This window comes from Peribacillus sp. NPDC101480 (assembly GCF_050277335.1).
Classification (GTDB): domain Bacteria; phylum Bacillota; class Bacilli; order Bacillales; family DSM-1321; genus Peribacillus.
Genome location: NZ_JBNNSB010000001.1, coordinates 1,336,259 through 1,360,521 on the forward strand (window position 1 = coordinate 1,336,259; position 24,263 = coordinate 1,360,521).

24 protein-coding genes and 1 pseudogene are annotated in these 24,263 nt (G+C 37.2%); 18 read left to right on the top strand and 7 right to left on the bottom strand.

Annotation, left to right across the window (positions count from 1 at the left end; translation table 11 throughout):
* Window positions 1–73: 73 nt before the first annotated feature.
* Window positions 74–1,684 carry a glycoside hydrolase family 10 protein gene (locus ACQKMF_RS06635; RefSeq protein WP_402937890.1) on the bottom strand — a complete coding sequence of 537 codons (1,611 nt, stop codon included), beginning with the start codon at window positions 1,682–1,684 and terminating at the stop codon, window positions 74–76.
* Between the two features lie 339 nt (window positions 1,685–2,023).
* Here ACQKMF_RS06635 and murQ point away from each other — a divergent pair, with 339 nt between their 5' ends.
* The 10 genes from murQ to ACQKMF_RS06685 all read left to right on the top strand — a co-directional run bounded on the left by murQ (window position 2,024) and on the right by ACQKMF_RS06685 (window position 10,531).
* A complete protein-coding gene (murQ, locus tag ACQKMF_RS06640) occupies window positions 2,024–2,908 on the top strand; it encodes an N-acetylmuramic acid 6-phosphate etherase (RefSeq protein WP_260358938.1) in 885 nt (294 codons plus the stop codon).
* A gap of 41 nt (window positions 2,909–2,949) precedes the next feature.
* Complete coding sequence (locus ACQKMF_RS06645; protein WP_061463755.1) at window positions 2,950–3,255, top strand: PTS sugar transporter subunit IIB; 306 nt, start codon at window positions 2,950–2,952, stop codon at window positions 3,253–3,255.
* A gap of 49 nt (window positions 3,256–3,304) precedes the next feature.
* The gene (locus ACQKMF_RS06650) at window positions 3,305–4,594 is read left to right on the top strand and encodes a PTS sugar transporter subunit IIC (RefSeq protein ID WP_402937886.1); all 1,290 of its coding nucleotides are present in this window, start codon (window positions 3,305–3,307) and stop codon (window positions 4,592–4,594) included.
* A 69-nt stretch (window positions 4,595–4,663) separates the two neighbouring features.
* Window positions 4,664–4,948 carry a hypothetical protein gene (locus ACQKMF_RS06655; RefSeq protein WP_101222294.1) on the top strand — a complete coding sequence of 95 codons (285 nt, stop codon included), beginning with the start codon at window positions 4,664–4,666 and terminating at the stop codon, window positions 4,946–4,948.
* A 35-nt stretch (window positions 4,949–4,983) separates the two neighbouring features.
* Window positions 4,984–6,330 (top strand): 6-phospho-beta-glucosidase, encoded by a 1,347-nt coding sequence (locus ACQKMF_RS06660; RefSeq protein ID WP_402937882.1) that lies wholly within the window; start codon window positions 4,984–4,986, stop codon window positions 6,328–6,330.
* Between the two features lie 80 nt (window positions 6,331–6,410).
* Window positions 6,411–6,740 (top strand): PTS lactose/cellobiose transporter subunit IIA, encoded by a 330-nt coding sequence (locus ACQKMF_RS06665; RefSeq protein WP_101222292.1) that lies wholly within the window; start codon window positions 6,411–6,413, stop codon window positions 6,738–6,740.
* A 14-nt stretch (window positions 6,741–6,754) separates the two neighbouring features.
* Window positions 6,755–7,840 carry a DUF871 domain-containing protein gene (locus tag ACQKMF_RS06670; RefSeq protein WP_402937879.1) on the top strand — a complete coding sequence of 362 codons (1,086 nt, stop codon included), beginning with the start codon at window positions 6,755–6,757 and terminating at the stop codon, window positions 7,838–7,840.
* Between the two features lie 51 nt (window positions 7,841–7,891).
* Window positions 7,892–8,788, top strand: a complete 897-nt coding sequence (locus ACQKMF_RS06675; RefSeq protein ID WP_402937876.1) for an N-acetylglucosamine kinase — start codon at window positions 7,892–7,894, stop codon at window positions 8,786–8,788.
* Between the two features lie 25 nt (window positions 8,789–8,813).
* Complete coding sequence (locus tag ACQKMF_RS06680) at window positions 8,814–9,680, top strand: MurR/RpiR family transcriptional regulator (protein WP_402937873.1); 867 nt, start codon at window positions 8,814–8,816, stop codon at window positions 9,678–9,680.
* 125 nt (window positions 9,681–9,805) lie between these two features.
* Window positions 9,806–10,531 carry a GntR family transcriptional regulator gene (locus ACQKMF_RS06685; RefSeq protein WP_427572220.1) on the top strand — a complete coding sequence of 242 codons (726 nt, stop codon included), beginning with the start codon at window positions 9,806–9,808 and terminating at the stop codon, window positions 10,529–10,531.
* 161 nt (window positions 10,532–10,692) lie between these two features.
* On the opposite strand, the gene ACQKMF_RS06690 is transcribed toward ACQKMF_RS06685, so the two are convergent.
* Both ACQKMF_RS06690 and ACQKMF_RS06695 read right to left on the bottom strand, forming a co-directional pair.
* A complete protein-coding gene (locus tag ACQKMF_RS06690) occupies window positions 10,693–11,895 on the bottom strand; it encodes an MFS transporter (RefSeq protein WP_101222287.1) in 1,203 nt (400 codons plus the stop codon).
* Window positions 11,896–11,920: 25 nt separating this feature from the next.
* On the bottom strand, window positions 11,921–12,502 hold the full coding sequence (locus ACQKMF_RS06695; protein WP_427572223.1) for a TetR/AcrR family transcriptional regulator: 582 nt from the start codon (window positions 12,500–12,502) through the stop codon (window positions 11,921–11,923).
* Between the two features lie 417 nt (window positions 12,503–12,919).
* Here ACQKMF_RS06695 and ACQKMF_RS06700 point away from each other — a divergent pair, with 417 nt between their 5' ends.
* Complete coding sequence (locus tag ACQKMF_RS06700; RefSeq protein WP_427572434.1) at window positions 12,920–13,660, top strand: VCBS repeat-containing protein; 741 nt, start codon at window positions 12,920–12,922, stop codon at window positions 13,658–13,660.
* A 168-nt stretch (window positions 13,661–13,828) separates the two neighbouring features.
* Here ACQKMF_RS06700 and ACQKMF_RS06705 read toward each other — a convergent pair whose 3' ends face one another.
* Entirely contained in the window at window positions 13,829–14,449 is a 621-nt protein-coding gene (locus ACQKMF_RS06705; protein ID WP_057277894.1) for an NAD(P)-dependent oxidoreductase, read from the bottom strand.
* A 524-nt stretch (window positions 14,450–14,973) separates the two neighbouring features.
* Here ACQKMF_RS06705 and ACQKMF_RS06710 point away from each other — a divergent pair.
* Window positions 14,974–15,600, top strand: coding sequence for a hypothetical protein (locus ACQKMF_RS06710; RefSeq protein ID WP_034311227.1), 627 nt, complete (start codon window positions 14,974–14,976; stop codon window positions 15,598–15,600).
* Between the two features lie 239 nt (window positions 15,601–15,839).
* A pseudogene (locus ACQKMF_RS06715) lies at window positions 15,840–16,225 on the top strand (hypothetical protein); the annotation flags it as partial.
* Window positions 16,226–16,602: 377 nt separating this feature from the next.
* Here the strand turns inward: ACQKMF_RS06715 and ACQKMF_RS06720 are convergent.
* Window positions 16,603–16,767: a hypothetical protein gene (locus tag ACQKMF_RS06720; protein ID WP_153246145.1), complete on the bottom strand. Its 165-nt coding sequence runs from the start codon at window positions 16,765–16,767 to the stop codon at window positions 16,603–16,605.
* Between the two features lie 274 nt (window positions 16,768–17,041).
* On the opposite strand from ACQKMF_RS06720, the gene ACQKMF_RS06725 reads away from it, so the two are divergent.
* Window positions 17,042–18,031, top strand: a complete 990-nt coding sequence (locus ACQKMF_RS06725) for an MBL fold metallo-hydrolase (RefSeq protein WP_427572225.1) — start codon at window positions 17,042–17,044, stop codon at window positions 18,029–18,031.
* Window positions 18,032–18,369: 338 nt separating this feature from the next.
* Here the strand turns inward: ACQKMF_RS06725 and ACQKMF_RS06730 are convergent, their stop codons facing one another.
* A complete protein-coding gene (locus ACQKMF_RS06730) occupies window positions 18,370–18,537 on the bottom strand; it encodes a hypothetical protein (RefSeq protein WP_350299224.1) in 168 nt (55 codons plus the stop codon).
* Between the two features lie 367 nt (window positions 18,538–18,904).
* The gene (locus tag ACQKMF_RS06735) at window positions 18,905–19,723 is read right to left on the bottom strand and encodes a histidinol-phosphatase (protein WP_427572227.1); all 819 of its coding nucleotides are present in this window, start codon (window positions 19,721–19,723) and stop codon (window positions 18,905–18,907) included.
* A gap of 260 nt (window positions 19,724–19,983) precedes the next feature.
* Here ACQKMF_RS06735 and ACQKMF_RS06740 point away from each other — a divergent pair, with 260 nt between their 5' ends.
* The 4 genes from ACQKMF_RS06740 (at window position 19,984) to ACQKMF_RS06755 (ending at window position 24,205) form a co-directional block, all read left to right on the top strand.
* On the top strand, window positions 19,984–20,619 hold the full coding sequence (locus ACQKMF_RS06740; protein ID WP_427572229.1) for an FMN-dependent NADH-azoreductase: 636 nt from the start codon (window positions 19,984–19,986) through the stop codon (window positions 20,617–20,619).
* Between the two features lie 532 nt (window positions 20,620–21,151).
* A complete protein-coding gene (locus tag ACQKMF_RS06745; protein WP_427572231.1) occupies window positions 21,152–21,778 on the top strand; it encodes a fumarylacetoacetate hydrolase family protein in 627 nt (208 codons plus the stop codon).
* Window positions 21,779–22,029: 251 nt separating this feature from the next.
* Window positions 22,030–22,458, top strand: a complete 429-nt coding sequence (locus tag ACQKMF_RS06750) for a MarR family winged helix-turn-helix transcriptional regulator (RefSeq protein WP_101222280.1) — start codon at window positions 22,030–22,032, stop codon at window positions 22,456–22,458.
* A gap of 802 nt (window positions 22,459–23,260) precedes the next feature.
* Complete coding sequence (locus tag ACQKMF_RS06755; RefSeq protein ID WP_427572233.1) at window positions 23,261–24,205, top strand: sporulation protein; 945 nt, start codon at window positions 23,261–23,263, stop codon at window positions 24,203–24,205.
* The last annotated feature ends 58 nt before the right edge of the window (window positions 24,206–24,263 follow it).

Sequence of the window (24,263 nt, forward strand, 5' to 3'; positions counted from 1 at the left end):
TCATATGCAGCAGTGTATGCTGCCATTGTTCACTGAGATATAACACTTAAGCTATAAAGCTATTTCTTGAAGATCATTTTACTTTTATATAAATCTGCCTAGTTTGTTTACTTTCATTGTGGGTACGGTCCAATGCTGTCACAACATATGTGTAAGTCTTGCCTTTTTCTACACTGCCATCATTAAACAATTGACTTGTATTTTCTTTATGCACTGTGGCAAGTAAGTTCGTTGAATCTTCAATGTTTCCTTTTTTCTTCCCATCAAAACGATAAATGGCATAATAAGATGCATCTGATTTCTTATGATCGTGAATTTCAAATTGTATTCCATCTCCTGATTGTGTTGAATTTCTCACCATTGGAGCCTTTGGTGCATGATCATCAATCCAAGGCATGGCTGGAACCAATGCGGGATGCTTATAAATATCCCCGCTTAACCGATCTGCTATCCCAAGGGGGTTTTTCCGTAAATCTTTGGCACTGAAATGCATGCTTCCATCAAATTCCTTATATGTTCGATTCAGTTTTAACTGGTTTGGCATTTCTTCAGGATTGAACCAGTTTTGCACACCGTTGGACTCTGTATTAATTTTATAGTCTCCTTGTCCAATATAGAGTTGAACATTTTTACCTTCGACTTCTTTTGTCCACCAATCAAGAAGTTTGGCATAGTCAGCTACTGGCAATCCTATATTCCAATATAATTGAGGGGCAATATAATCAATATATCCATTATTGATCCACGTTCGGGTATCTGCATATAAATCATCATAATTCGTTTGTCCTGCGGCAGTGTCAGATCCTGTGGGATCAACTGCTTTGTTGCGCCAAACTCCAAATGGACTTATACCAAACTTCACATATGATTTTTCTGCCTTGATTTCTTCATTAATATTCTTAACAAGGTTATTTACATTATCCCTGCGCCAATCTTCAACATTTGAAAATCTATCTGCTCCATATTTTTGATAGGAAATTTCATCTGGGAAAGGTACTCCTGCAATCTTGTAAGGATAGAAATAATCGTCCATATGGACTGCATCGATATCATAATTCTTAACAACTTCCATTATTCCATCGATCACAAACCGTTGTACGCCAGGAATGCCTGGATCAAAGTACAATTGTTGTCCATATGGTATGACCCAATCCGGGTGCTTTCTGGCAGGGTGAGATTTCAGAAGATTATCAATATCCGATATTTCAGCTGTTTTACCTAAAGGCATAGTAATGCGGTAAGGATTAAACCACGCATGAAATTCCATATTACGCTCATGTGCTGCTTCTACCATGAATGCAAGAGGGTCATACCCGGGATCTTTTCCTTGGACTCCTGTTAAATATTTTGACCAAAGACCGTATTCAGAAGGATAAAAAGCATCCGCAGTGGGTTTAATTTGCATAACGACAGCATTCATTCCCATCGCTTTTTGTTCATCCAAATATTTTATGAATTCTTCTTTCTGTGCTGATATGGATAAACCAGGTTTGGAAGGCCAGTCAATATTTAACACACTTGCAATCCAAGTTGCGCGAAGTTCCTGTTTTACATAAGTCGTTGTTTGAGGAATTGTCCCAGATTCTGCATTTGCTTTCAAATCAGCTGGAAGGAGAAGTGATCCCCCCACCAAAGCGGCTAGAGCCAATGAACCCAATTTTTTCTTAGTAATTCTTTCATTCATCAATAGTACAACCTCATTTCATTACTAATATTTATATTTAATTATTTGTAAGCGTTAACAAATAATGAATATATGAATTTGTCATCTATGAATAGTGAGATAAGATCTAACAATAAAAAGAATCGTAGGTTTGGTTCACGAAATGGCTACTCGGTTTGCTTTTTAGTTTTTAGTAGAAAGCTAACATTCAACCAATCAATTTAGGTATCTTACTTTTATTTTAAAATTAAATTTTAAAAATGTATATACAATATTGAAATTAATTTTTAATAGTGATATATTCTCTATAGCAAATAAAGTTTCACCACTTCACCACTGAAATAAAAAAGGATGATATGTATGCTTGAGCATTTAACGACAGAGCGTCGTAATGAAAAGACCATGAGTTTAGATGAAATGGGAACACTGGAATTTTTAGAGGTGATGAACGAAGAAGACATTAAAGTTGCCCATTGTGTAAAAAAAGAACTTCCGCAAATTTCTAAAGCCGTGGAGATGATCGTTGAAGCCATGAATAAAAACGGCAGATTAATTTACATGGGTGCAGGAACAAGCGGGCGCATCGGTTTATTGGATGCAGTAGAATGTCCCCCAACATTCAATACCGATCCGAGTGAAGTAGTGGGTCTTATAGCTGGTGGGGAAAAGGCTTTCATTAAGGCGGTTGAAGGTGCTGAAGACAGTTTTGAATTAGGTCCTGAAGATTTGAAGAAAATCGAATTAACAAACAGGGACGTCGTAGTGGGCATTGCAGCTAGTGGACGCACTCCATATGTTATTGCTGGATTGGAATATGCCAATCAAGTTGGTGCAGGAACTGTGTCGATAAGCTGTAACAAAGGTTCTGAGATAGGTAAGATTGCAAAAGTTGCGATTGAAGTTGTAAACGGGCCTGAAGTCCTGACGGGTTCTACACGTTTAAAAGCTGGAACATCGCAAAAGTTAGTATGCAACATGCTTTCCACCGCCTCAATGGTTGGAGTAGGAAAAGTTTATGGTAATTTAATGGTAGATTTACAGTTAACTAATGAAAAGCTGGTTGAACGTGCAAAACGTATTATCATGGATGCTACTGACTGTAGCTATGAAATTGCAGATGAATACTTAGAAAAGGCACATGCACAGCCTAAAATTGCAATTGTCATGATTTTAACGAATGTATCATATGAAGAAGCCTCAAATCGTTTAGTGAAAGCACAAGGATTCATAAGAAAAACGATTTAACGCTTTTAATAAAAAAAATAAAAAAATTGGAGGAACAAAGAATGAAAGTATTATTCGTATGCTCAGGTGGAATGTCTAGTGCAATCGTTGTAAGCGCTTTAAAAAAGGAAGGGGAAAAACAGGGTGTAACCATAGAAGTATTGGCAGTCGGCACTCAAGAATTTGATGCAGAAGTACGAAATGGCTGGGATGTTGCAATGGTAGCTCCGCAAGTCAAACATCGTTTCGATGGCTTTAAGGCATCGGCAGATGAAGCGGGCGTCCCATGTGAAGCCATTCCAGCCCAAGCTTACAGCCCTCTTGGCGGACCTAAACTATTAAAACTGGTAACGGAACTAGCAAAATAATAAACTAATTACTATTTCTTTTCACTAAACGTAAAAGGGGAAAACACGAATGGACAAGTTTGTAGCTTTTTTAGAAAATAATCTTTCAACACCTATGGCTAAATTGTCTGAGCAAAAACATTTACGCGCGATTCGGGATGGTGTGGTTTCTGCGTTACCTTTCATCATCTTTGGAAGTTTATTCTTGATCATTGCATTTCCGCCCGTTGCAGCAGATACTGCATTAGGTGAATGGTCTGCAAAACATATCGCTGAAATTTTAATACCATATCGATTAACGATGTTTATCATGACGCTATATATTACTTTTGGTATAGGCTACAGTTTATCTCAAAGCTATAAACTTGACCCGCTATCTGGAGGTTTACTATCATTAGCAGCCTTCTTGTTCACAATTGGTGTAAAGATGATGGATGATGTGGGGTTTGTTTTGCCAATGACAAATCTCGGAGGCCATGGTCTTTTTGTAGGAATGATTGTATCCATTTTTGCTGTCGAAATTTTACGTCTTTGTAAGACAAAGAATATCACGATTAAAATGCCTGATTCTGTTCCAACTTCAGTGGCCCGTTCATTTGAAGCTTTAATACCAGTTTCAATTGTACTGCTTGTCATGACTTTAATTACAGTCGTTTTTGCTGTTGATTTACATTCACTTGTTGATAAAGCGGTTGCACCACTCATCAGTGCAGGCGATACATTGCCAGGTGTATTAATTCCAGTATTTTTGATTACATTCTTTTGGTCATTTGGTATTCATGGCGTTTCAGTAGTAGGTGCCGTAGCTCGTCCGGTATGGGAAGTATACTTGGGGAATAACTCGGCAGCAGTTGCAGCTGGAAAGGCAATTCCCCACATAGCTCCTGAAACATTCTTCCAATGGTTTATTTGGATTGGTGGGTCTGGTGCAACCTTGGGTTTGGTAATAGCCATGCTCTTAACGGCAAAATCCACCTATAGTAAAGCAATGGGGAAAGCAACAATTGTGCCAAGCATTTTTAACATCAATGAACCTGTTATCTTTGGGATGCCGATTGTATTGAACCCGGTACTTATTATTCCATTTATCATTACACCGCTAATTGGTGCGACACTTGCATATATAGCAACATCCATCGGACTTGTGAACCCGACATATGTAATGGTTCCCTGGACATTGCCCGCTCCAATAGGTGCCTACCTTTCAACAGGCGGTGATTGGAGAGCCGTTGTTCTCGTGATGGTGAATTTAACAATTTCAGTCCTTATTTATCTGCCATTCTTTAAGATGTACGATAAAAAGCTTCTAGCTCAGGAAAACGTGGTAGAAACAACGGATAAACAAAATATCGCTTTATAAGGAATACCTAAAAGGGAGTTTGGGACTAAATGCTCCAAACTCCTTTTATAAATTGAGGGGGGAAAGGATATGAATTCAACATCCAGAATTCACTTTTTTAGTTACAAAAGTGCCTTTCTATTTTTTAGCTTCATTCTTGTTTTTAATTTTATCTTTAACGGATTAATGGATGCCTTTGAGATAAATAAACAATTATCACTGTACTTGGGAAATACCTTTGCCATAAGTGCAGGATTGACGATGGTTGTTTGTTTTGTTGAAGGTAAGTTTAAAAACAAGAAACATGCATCACTATTATTCTTGTCTTTATTAGCGGTGAGCGCACTGATTTGCTATGTAATAATCTATAAATGAAAATTCAGATTAGCTAACTATGAGGTGTTAGGGGAATGGAAATGAAAAAAGGGTTGAAGATTGCCACAATTGGTGGAGGCTCCAGTTATACACCAGAATTAATAGAAGGTTTTATTAAACGATATGATGAGTTGCCAATTAGGGAACTGTGGTTAGTGGATATTGAGGCAGGAAAAGAAAAACTGGAGATTGTAGGAACCTTAGCAAAACGGATGGTTGAAAAAGCAGGACTTCCAATGGAAATACATCTAACGTTAGACCGCCGGCAAGCCTTGCAAAATGCCGATTTTGTCACGACGCAAATGAGAGTGGGCTTACTTGATGCACGAATCAAGGACGAGCGGATCCCGTTGGAATTAGGAATGATTGGTCAAGAAACAAACGGTGCAGGAGGATTGTCCAAAGCATTACGAACTATACCTATTATTCTGGAAATTGCAGAAGAAATGCAGGAGCTCTGCCCTGATGCTTGGTTGATTAACTTCACAAACCCAGCGGGGATGGTAACGGAAGCCCTTCTCCGCTACAGCAAGCATAAAAAAGTCATTGGGGTATGCAATGTTCCATTTAATATGCATATGTCAATTTCTAGCATGCTTGGTGTGGATAGGAAGAGAGTGCATATAGATTTCGCCGGGTTAAACCATATGGTATTCGGGCTGCATGTATTCGTTGATGATCAAGAAGTAACTGATAAAGTGCTTGAAATGCTTGGCAATCCTGAGATTCAGCTGACGATGAAGAATATTGCTCCATTGGCTTGGAACAGAAGATTTTTGAAATCCTTAGGAGTGGTGCCTTGCCCGTACCATCGTTATTATTACAAAACAAAAACGATTTTAGAAGAAGAATTGGAAGCATTCAAATCAGGGGAAACTCGAGCTGAAATTGTGAAAAGATTAGAAGAAGGTTTGTTTCACCTATACAAGGATGAAACCCTTGACATCAAGCCTCCGCAATTAGAGCAGCGCGGTGGAGCTTACTACAGTGATGCAGCGTGTAACGTCATTTCTTCTATTTATAATGATAAAAAAGACATTCAAGTGCTAAATGTACAAAACAATGGATCGCTTACTGATATTGATTATGATTCAGCAGTAGAAGTAAGCTGTATCGTCACGAAGAATGGACCAATTCCTTTGGCTATGGGGAAATTACCCATACAAGTGCATGGCTTAATCCAACAAATCAAATCATTTGAAAGAATTGGTGCAGAGGCAGCCGTTACAGGTTCTTATGATAAAGCATTATTGGCTTTAACGATTAACCCGCTTATTCCAAGTGATGACCTGGCGGAAATCGTTTTACAAAAACTTTTAAAAGCGCATGAAGAATACTTACCGCGATTCTTCAGTGAAAGTGCTGTTCCGACCATCAAGTGAATGGTGTTTTAAACAGTGAATATGGATTACAGTAATCCAATGAACCTTCATAATCTAACATAAAATAGGAGTGGAATGATATGTCAACTGAAATGAACAATAACGAAATGGAAATTTTTGAAATAATATCACATAGTGGAAATGCAAGAGGATTAGCATTCGAAGCACTGAAAGAAGCGGAAGAATTTAATTTTGAAAGTGCAGAAGAACTAATTAAACAAGGCCAGGAAGAATTGAACTTGGCCCATAAGACACAAACCAAGCTAATTCAAGCAGAATTGAATGGAGTTCCAAGTGAGAAAACTTTATTGATGATTCATGCTCAAGATCACTTGATGACGGCAATGAGCGAACAAAAACTAATTGAACATATGATTCGCATTGTAAAAAAGCTAGCCCCACAACAGTAAAGAGGTGATTAAAAATGGGTAAACTTGGTATATCTATCTATCCAGAGCATTCAACCGTCGAAAGAGACATGGAATACATTGCACTTGCACACAAATATGGATTCAAAAAGATCTTTACTTGCTTGCTTTCTGTCGAAGGTGATAAAGAGAAGATATTAAAAGAATTTAAAGAAACGATAGTTTATGCCAATCAATTGAATATGGAAGTGATGGTCGATATTGCTCCCCGTGTATTCGGTTCACTAGGCATTTCTTATAATGACTTATCGTTTTTTGCAGAATTAGGTGCATATGGAATCAGGCTGGACATGGGTTTTACAGGTAACGAAGAGTCGGTTATGACACATAATCCATATGACCTGAAAATTGAAATAAACATGAGCAATGCAACAAAATATTTAGATAATATTATGGATTACAAACCAAATAAAGAGAATTTAGTTGGATCGCACAACTTCTATCCGCATCGCTATGCAGGATTGAGCTATCCTCATTTTATAAAATGCTGTGAGTCATTCAAAAAGCATAATATCCGCACGGCAGCTTTCATCAGCTCACATGCAGCAACGTACGGTCCTTGGCCTGTAACGGAAGGATTATGTACTTTAGAAATGCACCGGGAATTGCCGATTACAACACAAGCGAAACATTTGTATGCGACAGGGTTGATTGATGATGTAATCATTGCAAATGCTTACGCATCTGAAGATGAATTGAAGCAGCTTAGCCTGTTAAACAGCGGTCTGTTAACATTTAATGTTAACCTTCACGAAACCATAACAGCACTAGAGAAAAAAATAGTATTGGAAGAATTCCATTTTTACCGTGGAGATGTTTCCGATTATTTAATTCGCTCGACTCAATCACGTGTGAAATATAAGAGCGAAGAATTTAAACCAACATATACGCCTGATATCAGGCGCGGTGATATTTTAATTGAAAATGAGCTCTATGGACAATATAAAGGGGAATTGCAGATTGCATTAAAGGAAATGAAGAATTTGGGGAAAACAAATGTAGTTGGCCGAATAACAGAAGAGGAAATTTTTCTTCTCGATTATTTGGAACCATGGGGGAAATTCCAATTCAATATTAATTGATCAGGGAAGGAAGGTGATATTCCTTCCTTTTTTACTGAATAGGAGAATAATATGAATTATATTATCGGAGTTGACGGCGGAGGCACTAAAACTGAAGCAGTGGCTTATGATTTAGATGGAAATAAAATTAGTGAAGGCATAGCGGGATTTGGAAACCTGCTTATTAATGAAAAAAAAGCCATCGCTAACATTATACAGGCAATTGAAGAATGCGTAATGCCCATTAACAATGGAAGCTGCCATTACATTTGCTTAGGATTAGCCGGGTATGGAGGAGTTGAAAATCCGCAGGGCATAAAAAGTGCATTAAGCATGGCATTTAAGGCCCCGTTCACCATTGTAAATGATGCAATTATCGCTCATGCTGCTTTGCTTAAAGGAAATGATGGCATTTTGACCATATCCGGAACTGGATCTGTAAGTATCGGCATCCATAAAGGAATCGAGAAATCGGCTGGTGGCTGGGGACACATCCTTGGGGATGAAGGAAGTGGCTATTGGATCGCCATGCAGGCTTTTATAAAAATGACGAAAGAAGAGGATGAGGGGTATATCTATAGCCAGCTATCACAGTCAATACTTCAAAAACTTGGCTACAACAGTGTTATGGAACTGAAGAAATTCATTTATTCTGCCACGAAATCCGAGATTGCCTCATTTGTTCCCCTGATTGTCCAACATGCGGTTAAGGGCGATGGTTTCTCGCAAAATATTCTGAATCAGGCTGGGTACCACCTTTCAAAACAAACACTTGAGGTTATCAAGAAGTTAAAGTTAAGTGGGAATGTTACAATTGCAATAAAAGGTAGCATCTTGACAAATATATCATTGGTGCAAAGCTCTTTCATCAATCATATTAAACTTGAAAATCCAAATGTGAATTTTGTTTTGGAAGACGTATCAGCTACCTTAGGTTGTTATTACATAGCAATGAAGCATTTAAAGTAAGTATAGATCAAGGAGAGTAAATCATATGCACGTCGAAAATATTATATTGAGAATTGAAAGCTTATTGAACCAGTTGCCTAAATCAGAACGGAAAATTGCACAATATATTTTAGAAAATCCAAACGACATTATAAGAATGACGATACATGAATTAGCAGATCATGCCAATGCCAGCAGTTCGGCCGTAACAAGGTTCTGTCATTCTATAAAAGTTAACAGCTTTTCAGAACTGAAGGTATCCCTATCATCCCTGATTTCCCAACCTGAGAAAAAAGGTTTCCATGACATTGAGCCTAACGAAACAATAGCGTCCATTAAAAATAAAATAGTTTCCAACTCTGTCCAAGCTATACAAGAAACTGCGCATTATTTGGATGAGTCCGTTCTTGACAATATCATTGAAACCATGAGGAGTGCAGATGTAATTTATGTCTATGGTTTAGGTGCATCATGGCTCGTTGCTGAAGATATTACACAGAAATGGTTACGGTTAGGAAAGATTGTAAGTGCCAATCAAGACCCGCATATTACGGCCACTGCACTTGCGGCATCATCAAAGAATACCGTTTTTTTCTGTATATCCAATAGTGGCGAAACTGAAGAAGTCCTTGAACTCGTTGATATTGCTAAAGCATATGGCATTAAAACAATTGGTTTATCGCGATTGGGGAACAATGGACTAACTAAAAAAGTTGATATGTCACTAAATCATGTACGTGCACCGGAGGCTAAATTCCGAAGTGCTGCAACAAGTTCGCTTTTTGCCCAATTTCTAACGGTCAGCATCATTTTCTATGCGTATGTTTCTAAATACTATAATGAAAATAAAAACGAAATTGAACGTTCAAGGGAATCGGTACTGAAATTCACAAAAAGGAATTTGGATACTTAGAAAGGCGAGTCATTACTTATCGTGTTCAAATGCATGGATAAGATTGATGAGCGTTATGTTTCCAATCAGTATGCCTTGTGAAATTTCATGAAATTTCATAACGATGAAAGGAAGATGTACGCTGAATGATCCAAAAGAATTCTCCCAGTCCCATTTATCATCAACTTGAAGAGGAGATTAAAGGAGCGATTCAAAATCTTGAATTGGTGCCAGGAGAGATGATTCCTTCAGAAAAAGAATACACTGAAAAATATGGAATAAGCAGGATGACTGTGAGACAGGCCATTTCTAACCTAGTGAATGGCGGTTATTTATATAGGCAGCGCGGAAAAGGAACATTCGTTGCCCAACAAAAATTGGAGCGGCCCTTGCAAGGATTAACAAGCTTTTCGAAGGATATGATTTCAAGAGGACTTGAACCAAGTACACGATTTATCAGTTTTACGGAGATCAATGCTGATCATGATCTTGCTGCAAAGCTTGATGTTGAAGCAGAAGCTCCTATTTTCGAGCTGGAACGTATTAGGCTTGCTGATCGGTTGCCGATGGCATATGAAAGGCTATTTATCTCTAAAAATCTTGCCCTGGATCTAACGGAAGAAATAGCCATAACTTCCATGCATGACTATGTAGAAAAAACGTTTGGTTTAAAAATTCAGCATGACCAGGTAATTGAAGCCGCGATTGCTCAAAAAAAAGAGGCGGAAATGCTCGAGGTAGTCGAAGGTGCCCCTGTATTGCTGATTGAACGAAGAAGTACCCTGGATACCAATCAACCACTTGGGCTTGTCAGATCTGTCTACCGGGCAGATCGATATAAATTCGAAATCGATTTGGAGCGGTTATCATGAGCAAAAAAAGTAGTAGTAAGAATCCCGTTCTCAAAAAGATTACTAAAAACCCCCCTTGCCCAAATATGGGCAAGGGGGGTTTTTAGTAGAATATCATCTTTCAAGTTTGGGAGTTTTCCAGCTCGAAAAGGAAAGGTACGAATAACCATCCGGGACTTTCATTATTTCGCTAAGCTTTCTGTCAATCGGTTTTCTTTCCAAATGACTGTAATGCCAAGGCCAATGACGATAATGACAGCAGCGAAAAGGTAAGGGTAGTGGATGTTTACGTCAAAAAGCAATCCTCCCATGGATGGCCCGGCGATATTCCCTAAGCTCGTATAGGTGGAGTTCATTCCAGCAACGAATCCTTGTTCTTTCCCGGCAGCTTTTGATAAAAATGTCGTCAAAGCCGGACGAAGCAGGTCAAATGCAAGGAATATGAAGCAAGTTACCACTAGTACTGCCGAAAAACTGGAAATCATAGTGGATGCTACCGCAAAAATTGCACCGACGATTAAACATAATTGAATAAGCTTCTTTTCGCCGAGAATATCTACCAGCTTTCCAAACATAAAGACTTGCACAACAACTCCGAAAATAGAGCTTATTGTAATGATAATGGCAATATCCTTCGGCGTGAAGCCGAATTTATGATCAGAAAATAGGCTAAAAACCGTTTCATAGGCTGATAAACCAAAAGCGAGTACAAATACAATGATGAACGCAATAAAGTAAAGCGGATTTAGTGATTTTTTTAAATCGCCCATAAAGTTTGTTTGCTTTGTATTAGCGGAAACTTTTGCAAGCTGTTCCTTTGTCATCGGCTCTTTTAAAATGAATATCGATGAAAGGCATGCTAAAAAAGCAATGGCCGCCGCAAGGAAGAAGGGCAAGCGTATACCATATTCTGCAACAAAGCCACCGATCCCGGGTCCTATTATAAAGCCCAAGCTAATTGCGGCTGAAATATAGCCCATTGCTTTTGGCCTTTCCTGAACGGATGTAATATCTGCAACATATGCCGTAACACCTGGCATGATGAAGGCAGCACTGATACCCCCAAGGATCCTTGATAAATAGAACACGGATACGTTTGTCCCTACACCGAAGATAAGTTCTGAAACACCAAAAAGGAATAAGCCGATGATGATGATTTTCTTTCTGCCGTAACGGTCAACCCAACGACCTGCGAAAGGTGACATAATAAGCTGTGAAACAGCAAATACGGCAACAAGATAGCCCATCGTACTTCCTGATAAATGCATGATATTCATAAATGACGGCATAACGGGGATGATGAGTCCAATTCCCAGAAAAGCAATGAATATATTGCTTAGAAGAATGATTAATACCGCCTTTTGTTCTTTAATTGGTTTATTCATGTTTTAACACCACTTTCTTTGTGAATCATTCTTGTGAAATACCTCTCCAAAAAACTTTCCAAGAGGCTGCTAATTTATCCTTCAGCCGTTTCTCATCATTGCCGTATACAAGCTCAAGCAAAATGGAATCCACAACTCCCAGAAAAGCATAGGTCGGTGTTATGGCTTCTTCATCGACGATTAATTTGGCCTTGATCCAATCATGGAATTTGCATTCAAGGATCTCCTGCACTTTTTCCTCGATATCCATCACTTCCTGCCCGATTTCCTGTTCAAGATGTGCTGGCGGAAAAAAGGACATACGCAGCCAAAACTTTATATGCTCATTTTCTTGGAAAAGATCGATGACCAATTGTAGGAATCCAAATAAATCTTTTTCAGGATTTTTTGAATCAACTTTACTGAAATATTGGAGTTTCGAAGATAGCTCCGTCTCTTTCGCATCACGTAAAACTTGCAGAAAAAGATCATCCTTGCCTTTAAAATGAGCGTAAATGGATTGCTTTTTCATGCCGACTTCTTCAGCTATTTGAGAAAGCGACGCTCCTTCATAACCATGAATCGTAAAATATTTTAGAGCGGCGTCCTTAATTTCATTACTTTTCAATAATATCACCTCATAATTTAACGAACGTTCGTCAGTTATAATAGCAAATTAAATAAATTTATGCAAGCGAATTTGTTTATTGTATTATGCCCAGAAATCATAATTAGGCGATATATTTTAGAAGGACAATATTGTTGTTTCCAGCAATAGATATGCACTCAAGGCTATTCACTAAATTCCCGCATATAATTCTATATGGATAATAAAGAGACAGGTGGGATGAAGGTGGATACGTATGACATTAAAAAGGTGATTCAATACTATTACACAAAAATACAAGAAACGAATCATCCTTATTATTGGTACTGTTTGGCTGAGACTCAAAGTAGGGCCGGGTTAACAAGTGAAGCAATGCAAACGATTGATAACGCGTTGTCGTTTCCAAACCCTTATCCTTCAAGGCAGGAACTGCAAGACATGCAACTGAACCTCCAAACTGTTCTTACAAGGGAAATGAACTCCAACAGAACAGTCATAGTGACATCAAAGCAAGGCGATATTGATGGGGACGGGATAAAGGACAATGTTTTTCTAACTGCAAACAAAACCCCTGATAGCCCCTTTTGGAGGGATATAACTTTGGTTATCCAAAATGGGAGGACTCATCAATATCAACAAGTTCCCATGAAAAATAACGCAGGATATAATCCGACCATTTTTCTTGGTGATTTTACAGGTAATAAGGGGGATGACATTTTAGTGGTCATTGATACAGGAGGAAGCGGTGGCTCCATTTATGCGTATGTTTTTGCATATCTTAACGGTCAACTCATGACCATTTTTAATTCAGATACTTTCAATGAAACCTATAAATACGATGTGAATTATGAAAACCAATACAAAGTAAAGGTGAACAGTACTTACCTAAAAGAAAGGTACATTCTTGACCTGACTTATAAGGATCAGGACTATTTAGCTGAAATATATAACAAGGATGGTGTACTGAAGGCGCCGATTGAAGGATGGGTCAATCCTTTATCTGGTTTATATCCGGTTGATTTCAATAGGGATGGCATATATGAGCTCGAAGCGTATCAGAGGATCGCAGGGAGGTACAATGCCGACTCACTGGGATTTGTACAGACCGTATTAAAATGGAACGGGAAAGCATTTGCTCCTGACCGGCAGAATGTGGCTATTTTTGGAAAGGAAATATAGCACAAAGGAATAGATGGTCATGAACAAGGTACAGGCAAAATCTTCGCCCAAAAGAAACCGGAAAATATTCCTGGCAATAGTTCACCTGACTGTGTTCATTGACGAAGAAAATTGAACCGGCTTTCAATACGATTTAACTTCGAAGGGGTTTAATGCATATTGGAATTTTTAGTATGCGATGCCTACACGTGCTTTTAAAAAATCGTTACTTTTTATTTGGCTAAATGCAAATTCTGCTGTATCCGGAACGGATATTTCAACCCCATCCTCCGGCAAAAAGTCGCCTTCTATACGATATATACCAACTCTTTTTCCATCCGGCAAATACGTAGGACAGACAATTGTCCATTGAAGTGTTGATTGTTTAAGCAAATCGAAAACTTCATGATGTTCTTTCGCTGCACGGGTAGACTTCTGCTTTGATTCACTTGTCTGATAACGCAAAGAATTTGGGATTGTTCTACTTTGGAGGATACCTGCCGTTCCAATGGTAATAATTCGTTGTATACCTTCGTTTTCCATAGCTTCGATAATCAGGGGCATACTTGCTGATAAAGTCGTTGTCCCATCAGTATTAAGTGCACTAATAACTACATCAATTCCATGCATGGCGCGTACGATATCATCTTTATTTAAAACATTACCTTGAATGATGGTTAAATTGGCATTATTTATAGCAATCTTCTCTGGAGTGCGAACTAAAACCGTAACATGATGATTGTCTTGCAGACCATAAATAACTAATTGACCCCCAACTCGTCCAGTTGCACCCAAAATTAAAATATTCATGGAAACGACCTCCTTTTTATCTAATATAATTATTCCACTAACATTGTATCGTCATTTTCAACTAATGGGGAGTTTTGTGCATAAAATCATTATAATCCAGTGTTTGCTGGCGGTACCCCATGCCCAAGAGCATTTTCCCACAATCTTTTTGTGGGTATATTTTTTCTTCAACATTGAATTCATCCAAAAGCTTATTGTGGATAGCTTAATAAAAGATTACCTATTTCCTGCTTCAGATAAGATAAATTAAATAAATTTTTTATAAAATTATTCATATTTAGACAAAATTACTAATTTTTGTTTTATAAAGCCTTTCTAATATGAAATCCTGTTATGTCCAAGCTCACTTATTCCTTTTCCATATACTAATAAAAAAAGGAGGTGAGAAAGTGAGTAAAAGTAAGAATAGCTCTTCACGCAAGGATGAAGAGAAAGTGAGTAAAAGTAAGAATAGCTCTTTACGCAAGGATGAAGAGAAAGTGAGTAAAAGTAAGAATAGCTCTTCACGCAAGGATGAAGAGAAAGTGAGTAATAATGAGCATAGCTCTTTACGTAAAGATAAAGCGAAAATAGAATCGGCACACCAAGAGTGTATTGATCGTGCTTATCGTATTCCTATATTTTTAAGTACGACGACTCATTTAAATGACAACCAACAACGGTTTCTAAACCGTCTAATTTTAGAGATTGAGAATGCTTTGCTTTTTCCGCGTACATTACCATTAAGCGAAAGTTATCCTGAATCCATTTTAACTGATATTCGTCGGTTAGTTTCATCAAGCTATGGAATGTTGGCAGTAAACCTTCGTCGTTTTAAAATTCAAACAGTTGATGTCAATGCAGGACCCCTTCCACCTTCCACTCCATTCTGGACAGGATCAGTTTATTCACAAGTAGAACCTTCAATGGCTTTTCAATTTGGTCTACCCTTATTATTAGTAAGGGAAGAAGATACTGACGCAAATAATGGAATTTGGGCAGGAGGAATTGCCCCACTCAACCTATTTATAGTTTGGCATTCTGAAACTCAAACTGTAGATCAATTCTTTAACACTCCTGAATGGAGATCAGCCTTTGCAAATTGGAGTGCACAAGTAAGAAATGCTTTTTATATACAGACAGAGCCTCAGTTCAAGTACAGATGTGAATGAAACCCTGGTACTTTAGCAATAAGTCGAAAATATACAATGTTTAGTTCACCTTTATATATTTTCGACTTATTCACACAAAAACAAATATTTCCTTTTTGTTATCACGACGAACAAAAAGATTTACTTCATAAAAACAGACTTTATAGAAGAGAGACGGCCGGGTCTGGTAACATCCGAAGGCATTGCGTATATTTTCGTTAAAATGTTGGCGGGACCCCATCGCCATCAAGCTAAGGTGAATTTGTATCATCATAAAAAAACGAGAGTTTCAAAACTACTTATCTCCATCTTCTCTACAACAATTAGCTAAAGAAGTTGGTTTTGTTCAACGTACAACTAAATATCAAGCACAAGAATTAATTGCTTTATGTGTATGGTTTAGTCAACAGTCGCGAGTAACACCACTCAGACAATTGTGTAGCCGCCTCGAAGCATCTACAGGTGTCCTCATGAGCCCTGAGGGGTGGGGAGTTCCTCCACGTTTAGTAGGAAAAGCGAGGGAAAATGATAAAACCACCTTCGGTTCCACGGGTCTACTAACCATTCAACCGAAAGGCTTATACATAAGGGATTTAGGGTATTTCGACTTACACGCTTACAGAAAATGAATGATGAAGGTGCTTACTAAATCTCACGTTTGAAGTTGAATTCTCGTATATATCGTAAGAATGATGAACCAGAGTTTTTTTTGGAATGGGACTGTGAAGAAAGGTACTCTCTTTATTCAGTTAGAACGGAAGAGCTTATGAATCAATTTCAACATGGATGGTTTTTTTGTCATGCGGTATTTTTAGCGTTACCATAGCAAATTAAAGAGAACGTCCTTGTATATTATCTCTTGCGCGCGTACCTTGATGGCGATGTGGCGGTATCCCAAGAAGAAAAACGTTCGTTGATAAGGAAACAAAACGGGCCGCTCAATAGCTTCATGAGGGGCCCATTTAACGTGAAAAAAATATAAAAACGTCTTAAAACAAGTCAATAGCGACCACAATTTTGCCCCTAATATCCCTGTCCTTCTTTCGATTTTAGAAAAGCATCAACGGATTCATCCAATAATTTTTCCCGATTAGGATCTTCATTGACATCTGTATCCACTTCCATCACGTCGTTTAATCGACTAACCTGACTTTTTGGCTGAGCTGGATTATTTTTTTCTTTTGGCATATAAACTCCTTCTTGAACAGTTATTTTTTATTTAGTATGAACGATTCATCCAATATTCACTAAGATTATTTCCGCTTCTTTCCCAAATTGAGTCCGGTTGTCTTAATGGAAGGTTGAAACAACATACACGATATTCTTTCGGTTATTATTGACTGAATATTATAAATATTGTAATATTTATTTTGTGTATTTGTTTTTTGAAACGAGGTTTTATATTCAAAACAACTGGGTTTTCCTTGTGTACAGTCAAATAATCTGACAGGAGGTTTTTGTTATGAAGAAAAGAATAAGGTATACTTCTTTTGGTTTTTGGTTGGTGGTATCAATAATTCTATCATTATCATTATTACTTCCTTCTTTTGGCCAAACTGCTGTAAAGCAAACCGACTTTAAAGTAACCCTATTAGGAACTGGTTCTCCACTTTTAAGTACATCCCGCTCCGGTCCAGCAACTCTTGTTGAAGTTGGTAATGAAAAACTCCTCTTTGATGCTGGACGTGGAACTGCTTTACAATTATATAAAGCGAATATGTTACCAGGCAGTGTAGATAAGTTATTTCTAACTCATTTGCATTCGGATCATACTATCGGCATACCGGACGTATGGCTTACAGGTTCTTTACCAACAGGAGGGAAAAGGGAGCAAGCATTTAACATTTGGGGACCTAAGGGAACCGAGAAAATGATGTTACATATGCATAAAGCATTTAAAGCCGATTTGGATGCAAGGGATGACTCTGGAAATGGAAACATTGAAGGAGCAAGTATTAGGGCAAATGATATCAAGGAGGGCATTGTCTATAACAAAAAGGGGATTGAAGTAATAGCCTTCAAGGTAGACCATAAATCAATTGAGCCTGCTTTCGGTTATCGGGTTAATTACAAAGGACATTCAGTAGTTATCTCAGGTGACACCCGCTATAATGAAAATCTAATTACATTTGCTAAAGGTGCTGACGTAGTTATTCATGAGGTTGCAGCGGCAAAACCTGATAATGAATCAGAATCAATCGCCAATATACTTGATCTTCACACTACACCGGAGGAAGCAGGTAAAGTCTTTAGACAAATACAACCAAAACTTGCTGTGTACTCACATATAGTATTATTGGGTGGATTAACAGAAGAAAAAGCTAATTTGCTCGAAAGAACTAAAAAAACATATGGAGGAACTGTTTTATTAGGTGAGGATTTGTTGTCCATTGAAATAGGGGACAAGGTACAAGTACAGCAGCGGAGCAATGAGGCGAACTCGGGGAACTAAACAGACAGGGCTGCAGCTATTTCATGAAAAAGAGCGCTTACTTCAAAGGGAGGTTGCTGATGCAACCTTTTTTCTTATGTTCCTAAAGGGACAGGCAGTTTCAAAAATGTCGATAGTTAACTCAATTGATAAAATTGGAGAAGTGTTAATTCCAGAAGAACAATGAAGAGCCAAAGGAATATCATTAACGAAAAGGGCGCTTGAATTTAATAAAAGGAAAGCACATATTAGACGTGACTAATATGTGCTCTTCTTTTTAGGAATTTATAATGTTTTAGGTCTTGAAATCTAATGCTTTAAACCATGTTCTGAAGGTATATTGAATAAGGAAGTATAAATTAAAGATACCCATTTAATACTGTGCCAAAAAGATCGAATTCAGGATCTTTTGACGGAGTTATTGGAGGGGCTTCGGATCGCCCTATTGAAGAGTTGAAAACAGGCTTACCTTCATCTGACTCTACAGAGTTTTCGTCATTCTTTTTATACAATGGGTTATCGATCATACCCAAATCAACTCCTTTTAATAAGATTAACGAATGGTAAGTTATTAATTCCCTAAAGATATTGATTTTATGCTAAAAAATATTGCGATGACTGGGATTCGTTGAAATGAACGGGTAAAACTTGTAACCAATCGTTTATTACAGGATGCATAATGATTATTTTATGTTCAAAAAAAAGATTGGTACCGTTTCTTTAAGTGTAATGAAATTCCAAGCAGGATCATTATCGAAATCTGTACATTATTTTTTTTGTGCATCGCCCTTCTTAGTAGCAAAAGGGTTGAAAAACATCATTCCTTCCCTCCGATACACATTGTTACAGGACTCTCAAGCGATTGGACAAGTTCATTCCTTTTGACAAAGAAGATCAAAGTGGAGTGAGAATCCTTTGCTTGTTAACAAAGTAAGCCCACTCAGAAAAGCCGATTTCCTTTAGTCTTTTTTTTACTAGTTCAAATTCATCGCAAATACGTTCAGGTGTATGCGAATCTGATCCAAATGTTACCTTCACATTATAGAAAAGAGCTCGTTCTAAAATGTCATCTGCTGGATACCATCCACCACAATCTTTTGTTTTACCAGAGGTATTGATCTCAATGGCGATATCTTCTTGACTAATGATTTTTAACGTTTTTTCAATACTGTCTGTCTCAATGGAAGAAAAGGATGGGTAAAACCCTTTCATTGCATCAATATGGCCTAAGATTTGAAACACTCCGCTTTTTGCAGACTTCTGTATTAATTCATAGTATTCATCCTTTATTCTTGACTGTTCATTAGAGGTCAAACCATTCCAACGCCCTCTTTTAAAAATGCTAATATCTTGAACATAATGTACAGATCCAATTATGTAGTCAAAAGGATGTAAAAGATATTGATCACGGTAGACTTCAATGTGATCAGGGAAGAAATCACTTTCCATTCCTAATAACACGTGAATTTTGCCTGCATATTTCTCTTTTAAGCGAAGTACTTCTTCAATATAAGGAACAAGTTCACTTTTTGCCATTGCAATAGTTGGGTAGAGATGGTCTTCCTCACTATAAAAATATGGAGAATGATCAGAAATCCCAATATAATGCAAACCATATTCAATGGCTTGCTTTACATAATCCTCAATTGTACCGATAGCATGTCCACAGCGTTGATGGTGAGTGTGCAGATCAAATTTTATTGAATTCGTCATTCCTTAGGCCTCCTAAAATGAACCAGGTTGTTTTGTTTTATCATATCCAAAAATCACATTCTTTCCCACGAATTGAATTTCAATTGCCTAGGAAATATGAAAAAAGTTTGGTAATACCCCTTCAAAAAAGTTTCTTTTTAACAATTTAATCTTATACCTATCAATTAAAGATATTTTAGTTCGAGTAATTGTATAAGTGTTGAATTTCCTAGGCAAAATAAAATGTTCAAATATGTAAAAGGAAAGGAAGGATATATAGAATGACAAAAGTATTGTACATCACGGCTCATCCTCATGATGACAAGCAATCTTACAGTATGGCCGTTGGAAAAGCATTTCTTGACACTTATAAAGAAGTAAATCCTAACCATGAAGTTGTGAATATTGACCTTTATAAAGAAAATATTCCTGAAATTGATGTGGATGTTTTCAGTGGTTGGGGGAAACTTCAATCTGGAAAGGGTTTTGAAGAACTCTCGTCGGAAGAGAAAGCAAAAGTTAGTCGACTTTCAGAGTTATGTGAGCAATTTATAGCGGCGGATAAATATATATTTGTAACGCCTTTATGGAATTTCTCGTTTCCGCCAGTAATGAAGGCATATATTGATTCCGTTGCAGTTGCAGGTAAATCATTTAAATACACCGAACAAGGCCCAGTTGGTCTTTTAACTGATAAGAAAGCCTTGCATATTCAAGCTCGTGGTGGAATTTATTCAGAAGGACCAGCAGCTGAACTGGAAATGGGTCACCGATATCTAAATATCATTATGCAATTCTTCGGAGTGCCTTCCTTTGAAGGTTTATTCGTTGAAGGACATGCAGCAATGCCAGATAAAGCACAAGAAATAAAAGAAAATGCAATAGCACGATCAAAAGATTTAGCTTCTACTTTTTAAAAAAAAAGAGTCAACAATTTGTTGGCTCTTTTTTTCATAATGAAATGGTGATATATGGATTTACCCTCACTACACCAATCATGCGTATTTCTCTAATAAAGGAATATGCTTTTTTATTTAGTCTAATAGTGGTTATAGGGGGTAACTTGTAATAGAAATAGCTGAAAGTGAGGGAAGAAGCTAAAAAAGGCCCATAAGGGTACCTTGATTAACTAAATTGACTATTTTAGAAATAATTTAAAGTTATCAAGTTAGGCGTTCAAATTGCCGGAGAATCTCATGCATATCAACATAAGATTTTTTCTCAATGATATTGCCATATGTAACTGGTAAAAGTACCACAAGAAAATTTAACGTATTTTCCCGTAGCAGGGATACTTTATTATAAGTATAACGGTTGTATAAAAAATCAGAAAAATATAAAATGTATTTAAATTAGAGTTTTTTTTATTTACAAATTGTAATTTGGGAGACAAATAAAACTTCTATTTTTAGAATCATTAAATTTATTAAGAAAAGAGTGAGTTTAATAATGAAAGACATTAAAAATATCTATTGTGTAGGTCGAAACTATGCCTTGCATGCAAAAGAGTTGAATAATGAAATCCCAACTTCCCCTTTTTTATTTTCAAAACCGACTCATTCGCTTGTGGAAGCTAATGGACAGTCCATCACGTTGCCGAGTAATCAGGGTTCCGTTCATTTTGAAACTGAACTTGTTATACATATCGCAAAACAGTACGAATCAGGAATGAAAGTAGATGAAATAGTAGATGCCATGGCCATTGGGTTGGATTTAACACTTAGAGATGTTCAATCACAGTTAAAACAAAAACAGCATCCTTGGCTTTTGGCTAAAGGATTCAAAAATTCAGCAGTTGTTAGTGGTTTTATTCCGTTTCCAGGTGTCGAAGCATGTGAACAATCAGATTTTTCCCTTTTAAAAAATGGAGAGCGTGTACAAGTCGGAAATATTAAGGACTTACTTTTTGATTTGCAAACCATTATAGAATTTACAGCAGAGCATTTTGGGCTTGGAAAAGGAGATATAATTTTTACCGGTACTCCAAGTGGCGTCGGTCCTCTTTCAGATCAAGACAAGCTTTCACTTAACTGGGGTGGAAATGAAATAGGATCCTGTTCAGTTATAATTCGTTAATGAATAAAGGCAGTCATTTTGACTGTTTTTTTTTATGGAATAACTCAATCTTAGACAAAAAGAAGAAACTCGTCTAAAATGAGAAGAACCATATAACATACATGGAAACGGCCAATATGGCACCACTTTTTCAAATAAGTTTGACCATTAAATTCTGGCTTTGGAGTATGTTAGAACTATTTATATGTCTTATGAAAATCAATTAAAGTGCCATATTTTAATTATATAGGATAGAACAGGGTGGAATGTGCATGAAGAACAACCAAGAAAAGAAGTATTTAGATAATTGGCTTTCTCTTACTAGTATTCAAATGAGCATTACGAATGAACTTGAAAGTGCTTTGCAAAAAAATCATAACCTGTCGTTAAAAGAGTTTTACGTTCTTTACTTTTTATCCAAAACAAGCGATAAACAATTGAGGCTACAACAATTACAGGAGATGGTTGGATTAAGCCAAAGTGCTATATCAAGGCTGGTGGGCAGGCTAGAAGCAAAAAGCTGCGGAGCATTACAAAGGCATATATGTGAAGATGATCGAAGAGGCATCTATACACGTTTAACCACATTAGGAGAAGAAAAACTACAAATTTCCTTAAATACTGTTCATGAAATTCTTCACTCTGCTCTATCAAAAGGAAACCTTCAAGATGAATTACAATCCTTAATCCAGAAATTGTAATATGGTTCTTGTAATTTTAAGTGATAAGTGAAGTCGGTTATTTCTATATATCTTGGATAGGAATATCCCTTTAGCCCAGTAAGGTAATAATGAACGGATCTGTTGAGAAAGAGAGCAGGGATAATGCGGAATTAAATGTAAGCGCATGCATTTAAGGGTTTTTTTGACCACCGAGGATAAATTAAAGGCCATGGCTATAAAGTAATGGAGAAATCGGGAATATGACCATTTCAAAATAGCTTATCAAAGATGATGTTCTTGTTATTAGAGTACTTTCAAAATTGTTAGCCCCTGGCATTTTTTTGAGCGAAAATTAAACTCTCTCTCTATATGCTTCGTCCTACAGTTGCTGGTTTTCACCCTAAATAAACAATAATAATATTATTCGCATCACCATTCCACCACATTCAATCGATAAAAGGTTTAGCAAAGTTTAATTCGATAAGAACCAAATTTCACTTGTGTTTGTACATTATTAGCCATTCATCACCAATGCATTATACATCCGTCTTTCAATGGGTGACCCTAACTTGCTGTATTCAGTCAAAGGAACATCATTTGTTTTTTCGCCTATTACATGAAAAATAAAAGCCAATAGTCCATCAACAATATCATTAAAAACATATTCATCTGAAGTCACCTACTGCGGTAAATTATTTGAAACTATTTTCATTTTTCGACGTAATACTATCAGGGATAAATTAAGAAATCTCATGAATTACAAATAGATTTCTTGTCCTATCTTATTACGCCCATTTTACATATGAATTCTAATAGAGGGTTGACGAAGGGAAGAGGAAGCATGTTCAAGAAAATATTAGCAAGCTTAGGAAAAGGAGCAGCAACTGTAGATTTACAATATGATAATCGTAATTATCAAGCTGGAGATAGCATTCAAGGGGAGGTAGTCATTCAAGGTGGTGAAGTGGAACAGAAAATCAATCAATTGACTGTACGGTTGATGATGAACGTGGTATTAAAACAAGGAAGCGTTTCTAAGGAAGTTGCCCATATACCATTAGTTAATCGAGATTGCATTCACCCCAAAGAACGTAAGGTCATTCCGTTTCATTACGTCCTACCTATGAATATACCTATTTCAAGGGGAACTGTCTCATACTATCTGGATACACATCTTGATATTGAGGGCGGAGTTGATCGTAAAGATGTAGACCGGCTGGTCATCCAATCCCAAAAATCTATCACATCCATTTTTAATGCAATGGCTCAATTAGGTTTTCGCGAGACAGCAAACTCGGGTAAACTCGACCAATATGGACAGGAATTTGCTTTTTTTCCCACTCAACAATTCATGGGACAGGTAAATGAAGTTGAAATGCGGTTTGCCAATGAAGAATCAGGTATCCGGGTCTGGATGGAAGTTGACTGTAAAAGCGGCTACAAGGAAATTGAAGCAAAACGTGAGTTTTATTTAAGTAAGAATGTTCTCGAGCATGAAGCCGATCTTCATAAACTACTTGGAAAATATATATCGGAAGCTATTGATCAGCCTTATGCTTTTACACAGCCGTTCTCTTATTCCACCAACCATCATCATGGTCGCGCTTCTCAATTAGGAAACGCTATACCTGGAATGGTTGGTGGATTAGCAGTAGGTGTTTTAGGGTCGATGTTACTTACTGAGATGATGGATGGTTTTGATGTTGGGGAAATGTTTGAAGAAGCAATAGAAGATCTTGATGGAGGATTTGATTCATTTTTTGATAGTGGGGATGGGGAAGCCTAAGTAAGCCATTAAATAGTCCTATGTTAACCAATATAATTAAAGACTCTTTTTGTTGTCG

What these genes read in the sequence shown, in the direction of transcription:
- ACQKMF_RS06635 (WP_402937890.1), bottom strand. Translation starts at nt 1,684, where the DNA reads ATGAATGAAAGAATTACTAAGAAAAAATTGGGTTCATTGGCTCTAGCC.
- murQ (WP_260358938.1), top strand. Translation starts at nt 2,024, where the DNA reads ATGCTTGAGCATTTAACGACAGAGCGTCGTAATGAAAAGACCATGAGT.
- ACQKMF_RS06645 (WP_061463755.1), top strand. Translation starts at nt 2,950, where the DNA reads ATGAAAGTATTATTCGTATGCTCAGGTGGAATGTCTAGTGCAATCGTT.
- ACQKMF_RS06650 (WP_402937886.1), top strand. Translation starts at nt 3,305, where the DNA reads ATGGACAAGTTTGTAGCTTTTTTAGAAAATAATCTTTCAACACCTATG.
- ACQKMF_RS06655 (WP_101222294.1), top strand. Translation starts at nt 4,664, where the DNA reads ATGAATTCAACATCCAGAATTCACTTTTTTAGTTACAAAAGTGCCTTT.
- ACQKMF_RS06660 (WP_402937882.1), top strand. Translation starts at nt 4,984, where the DNA reads ATGGAAATGAAAAAAGGGTTGAAGATTGCCACAATTGGTGGAGGCTCC.
- ACQKMF_RS06665 (WP_101222292.1), top strand. Translation starts at nt 6,411, where the DNA reads ATGTCAACTGAAATGAACAATAACGAAATGGAAATTTTTGAAATAATA.
- ACQKMF_RS06670 (WP_402937879.1), top strand. Translation starts at nt 6,755, where the DNA reads ATGGGTAAACTTGGTATATCTATCTATCCAGAGCATTCAACCGTCGAA.
- ACQKMF_RS06675 (WP_402937876.1), top strand. Translation starts at nt 7,892, where the DNA reads ATGAATTATATTATCGGAGTTGACGGCGGAGGCACTAAAACTGAAGCA.
- ACQKMF_RS06680 (WP_402937873.1), top strand. Translation starts at nt 8,814, where the DNA reads ATGCACGTCGAAAATATTATATTGAGAATTGAAAGCTTATTGAACCAG.
- ACQKMF_RS06685 (WP_427572220.1), top strand. Translation starts at nt 9,806, where the DNA reads ATGATCCAAAAGAATTCTCCCAGTCCCATTTATCATCAACTTGAAGAG.
- ACQKMF_RS06690 (WP_101222287.1), bottom strand. Translation starts at nt 11,895, where the DNA reads ATGAATAAACCAATTAAAGAACAAAAGGCGGTATTAATCATTCTTCTA.
- ACQKMF_RS06700 (WP_427572434.1), top strand. Translation starts at nt 12,920, where the DNA reads ATGCAACTGAACCTCCAAACTGTTCTTACAAGGGAAATGAACTCCAAC.
- ACQKMF_RS06705 (WP_057277894.1), bottom strand. Translation starts at nt 14,449, where the DNA reads ATGAATATTTTAATTTTGGGTGCAACTGGACGAGTTGGGGGTCAATTA.
- ACQKMF_RS06720 (WP_153246145.1), bottom strand. Translation starts at nt 16,767, where the DNA reads ATGCCAAAAGAAAAAAATAATCCAGCTCAGCCAAAAAGTCAGGTTAGT.
- ACQKMF_RS06725 (WP_427572225.1), top strand. Translation starts at nt 17,042, where the DNA reads ATGAAGAAAAGAATAAGGTATACTTCTTTTGGTTTTTGGTTGGTGGTA.
- ACQKMF_RS06730 (WP_350299224.1), bottom strand. Translation starts at nt 18,537, where the DNA reads ATGATCGATAACCCATTGTATAAAAAGAATGACGAAAACTCTGTAGAG.
- ACQKMF_RS06735 (WP_427572227.1), bottom strand. Translation starts at nt 19,723, where the DNA reads ATGACGAATTCAATAAAATTTGATCTGCACACTCACCATCAACGCTGT.
- ACQKMF_RS06740 (WP_427572229.1), top strand. Translation starts at nt 19,984, where the DNA reads ATGACAAAAGTATTGTACATCACGGCTCATCCTCATGATGACAAGCAA.
- ACQKMF_RS06745 (WP_427572231.1), top strand. Translation starts at nt 21,152, where the DNA reads ATGAAAGACATTAAAAATATCTATTGTGTAGGTCGAAACTATGCCTTG.
- ACQKMF_RS06750 (WP_101222280.1), top strand. Translation starts at nt 22,030, where the DNA reads ATGAAGAACAACCAAGAAAAGAAGTATTTAGATAATTGGCTTTCTCTT.
- ACQKMF_RS06755 (WP_427572233.1), top strand. Translation starts at nt 23,261, where the DNA reads ATGTTCAAGAAAATATTAGCAAGCTTAGGAAAAGGAGCAGCAACTGTA.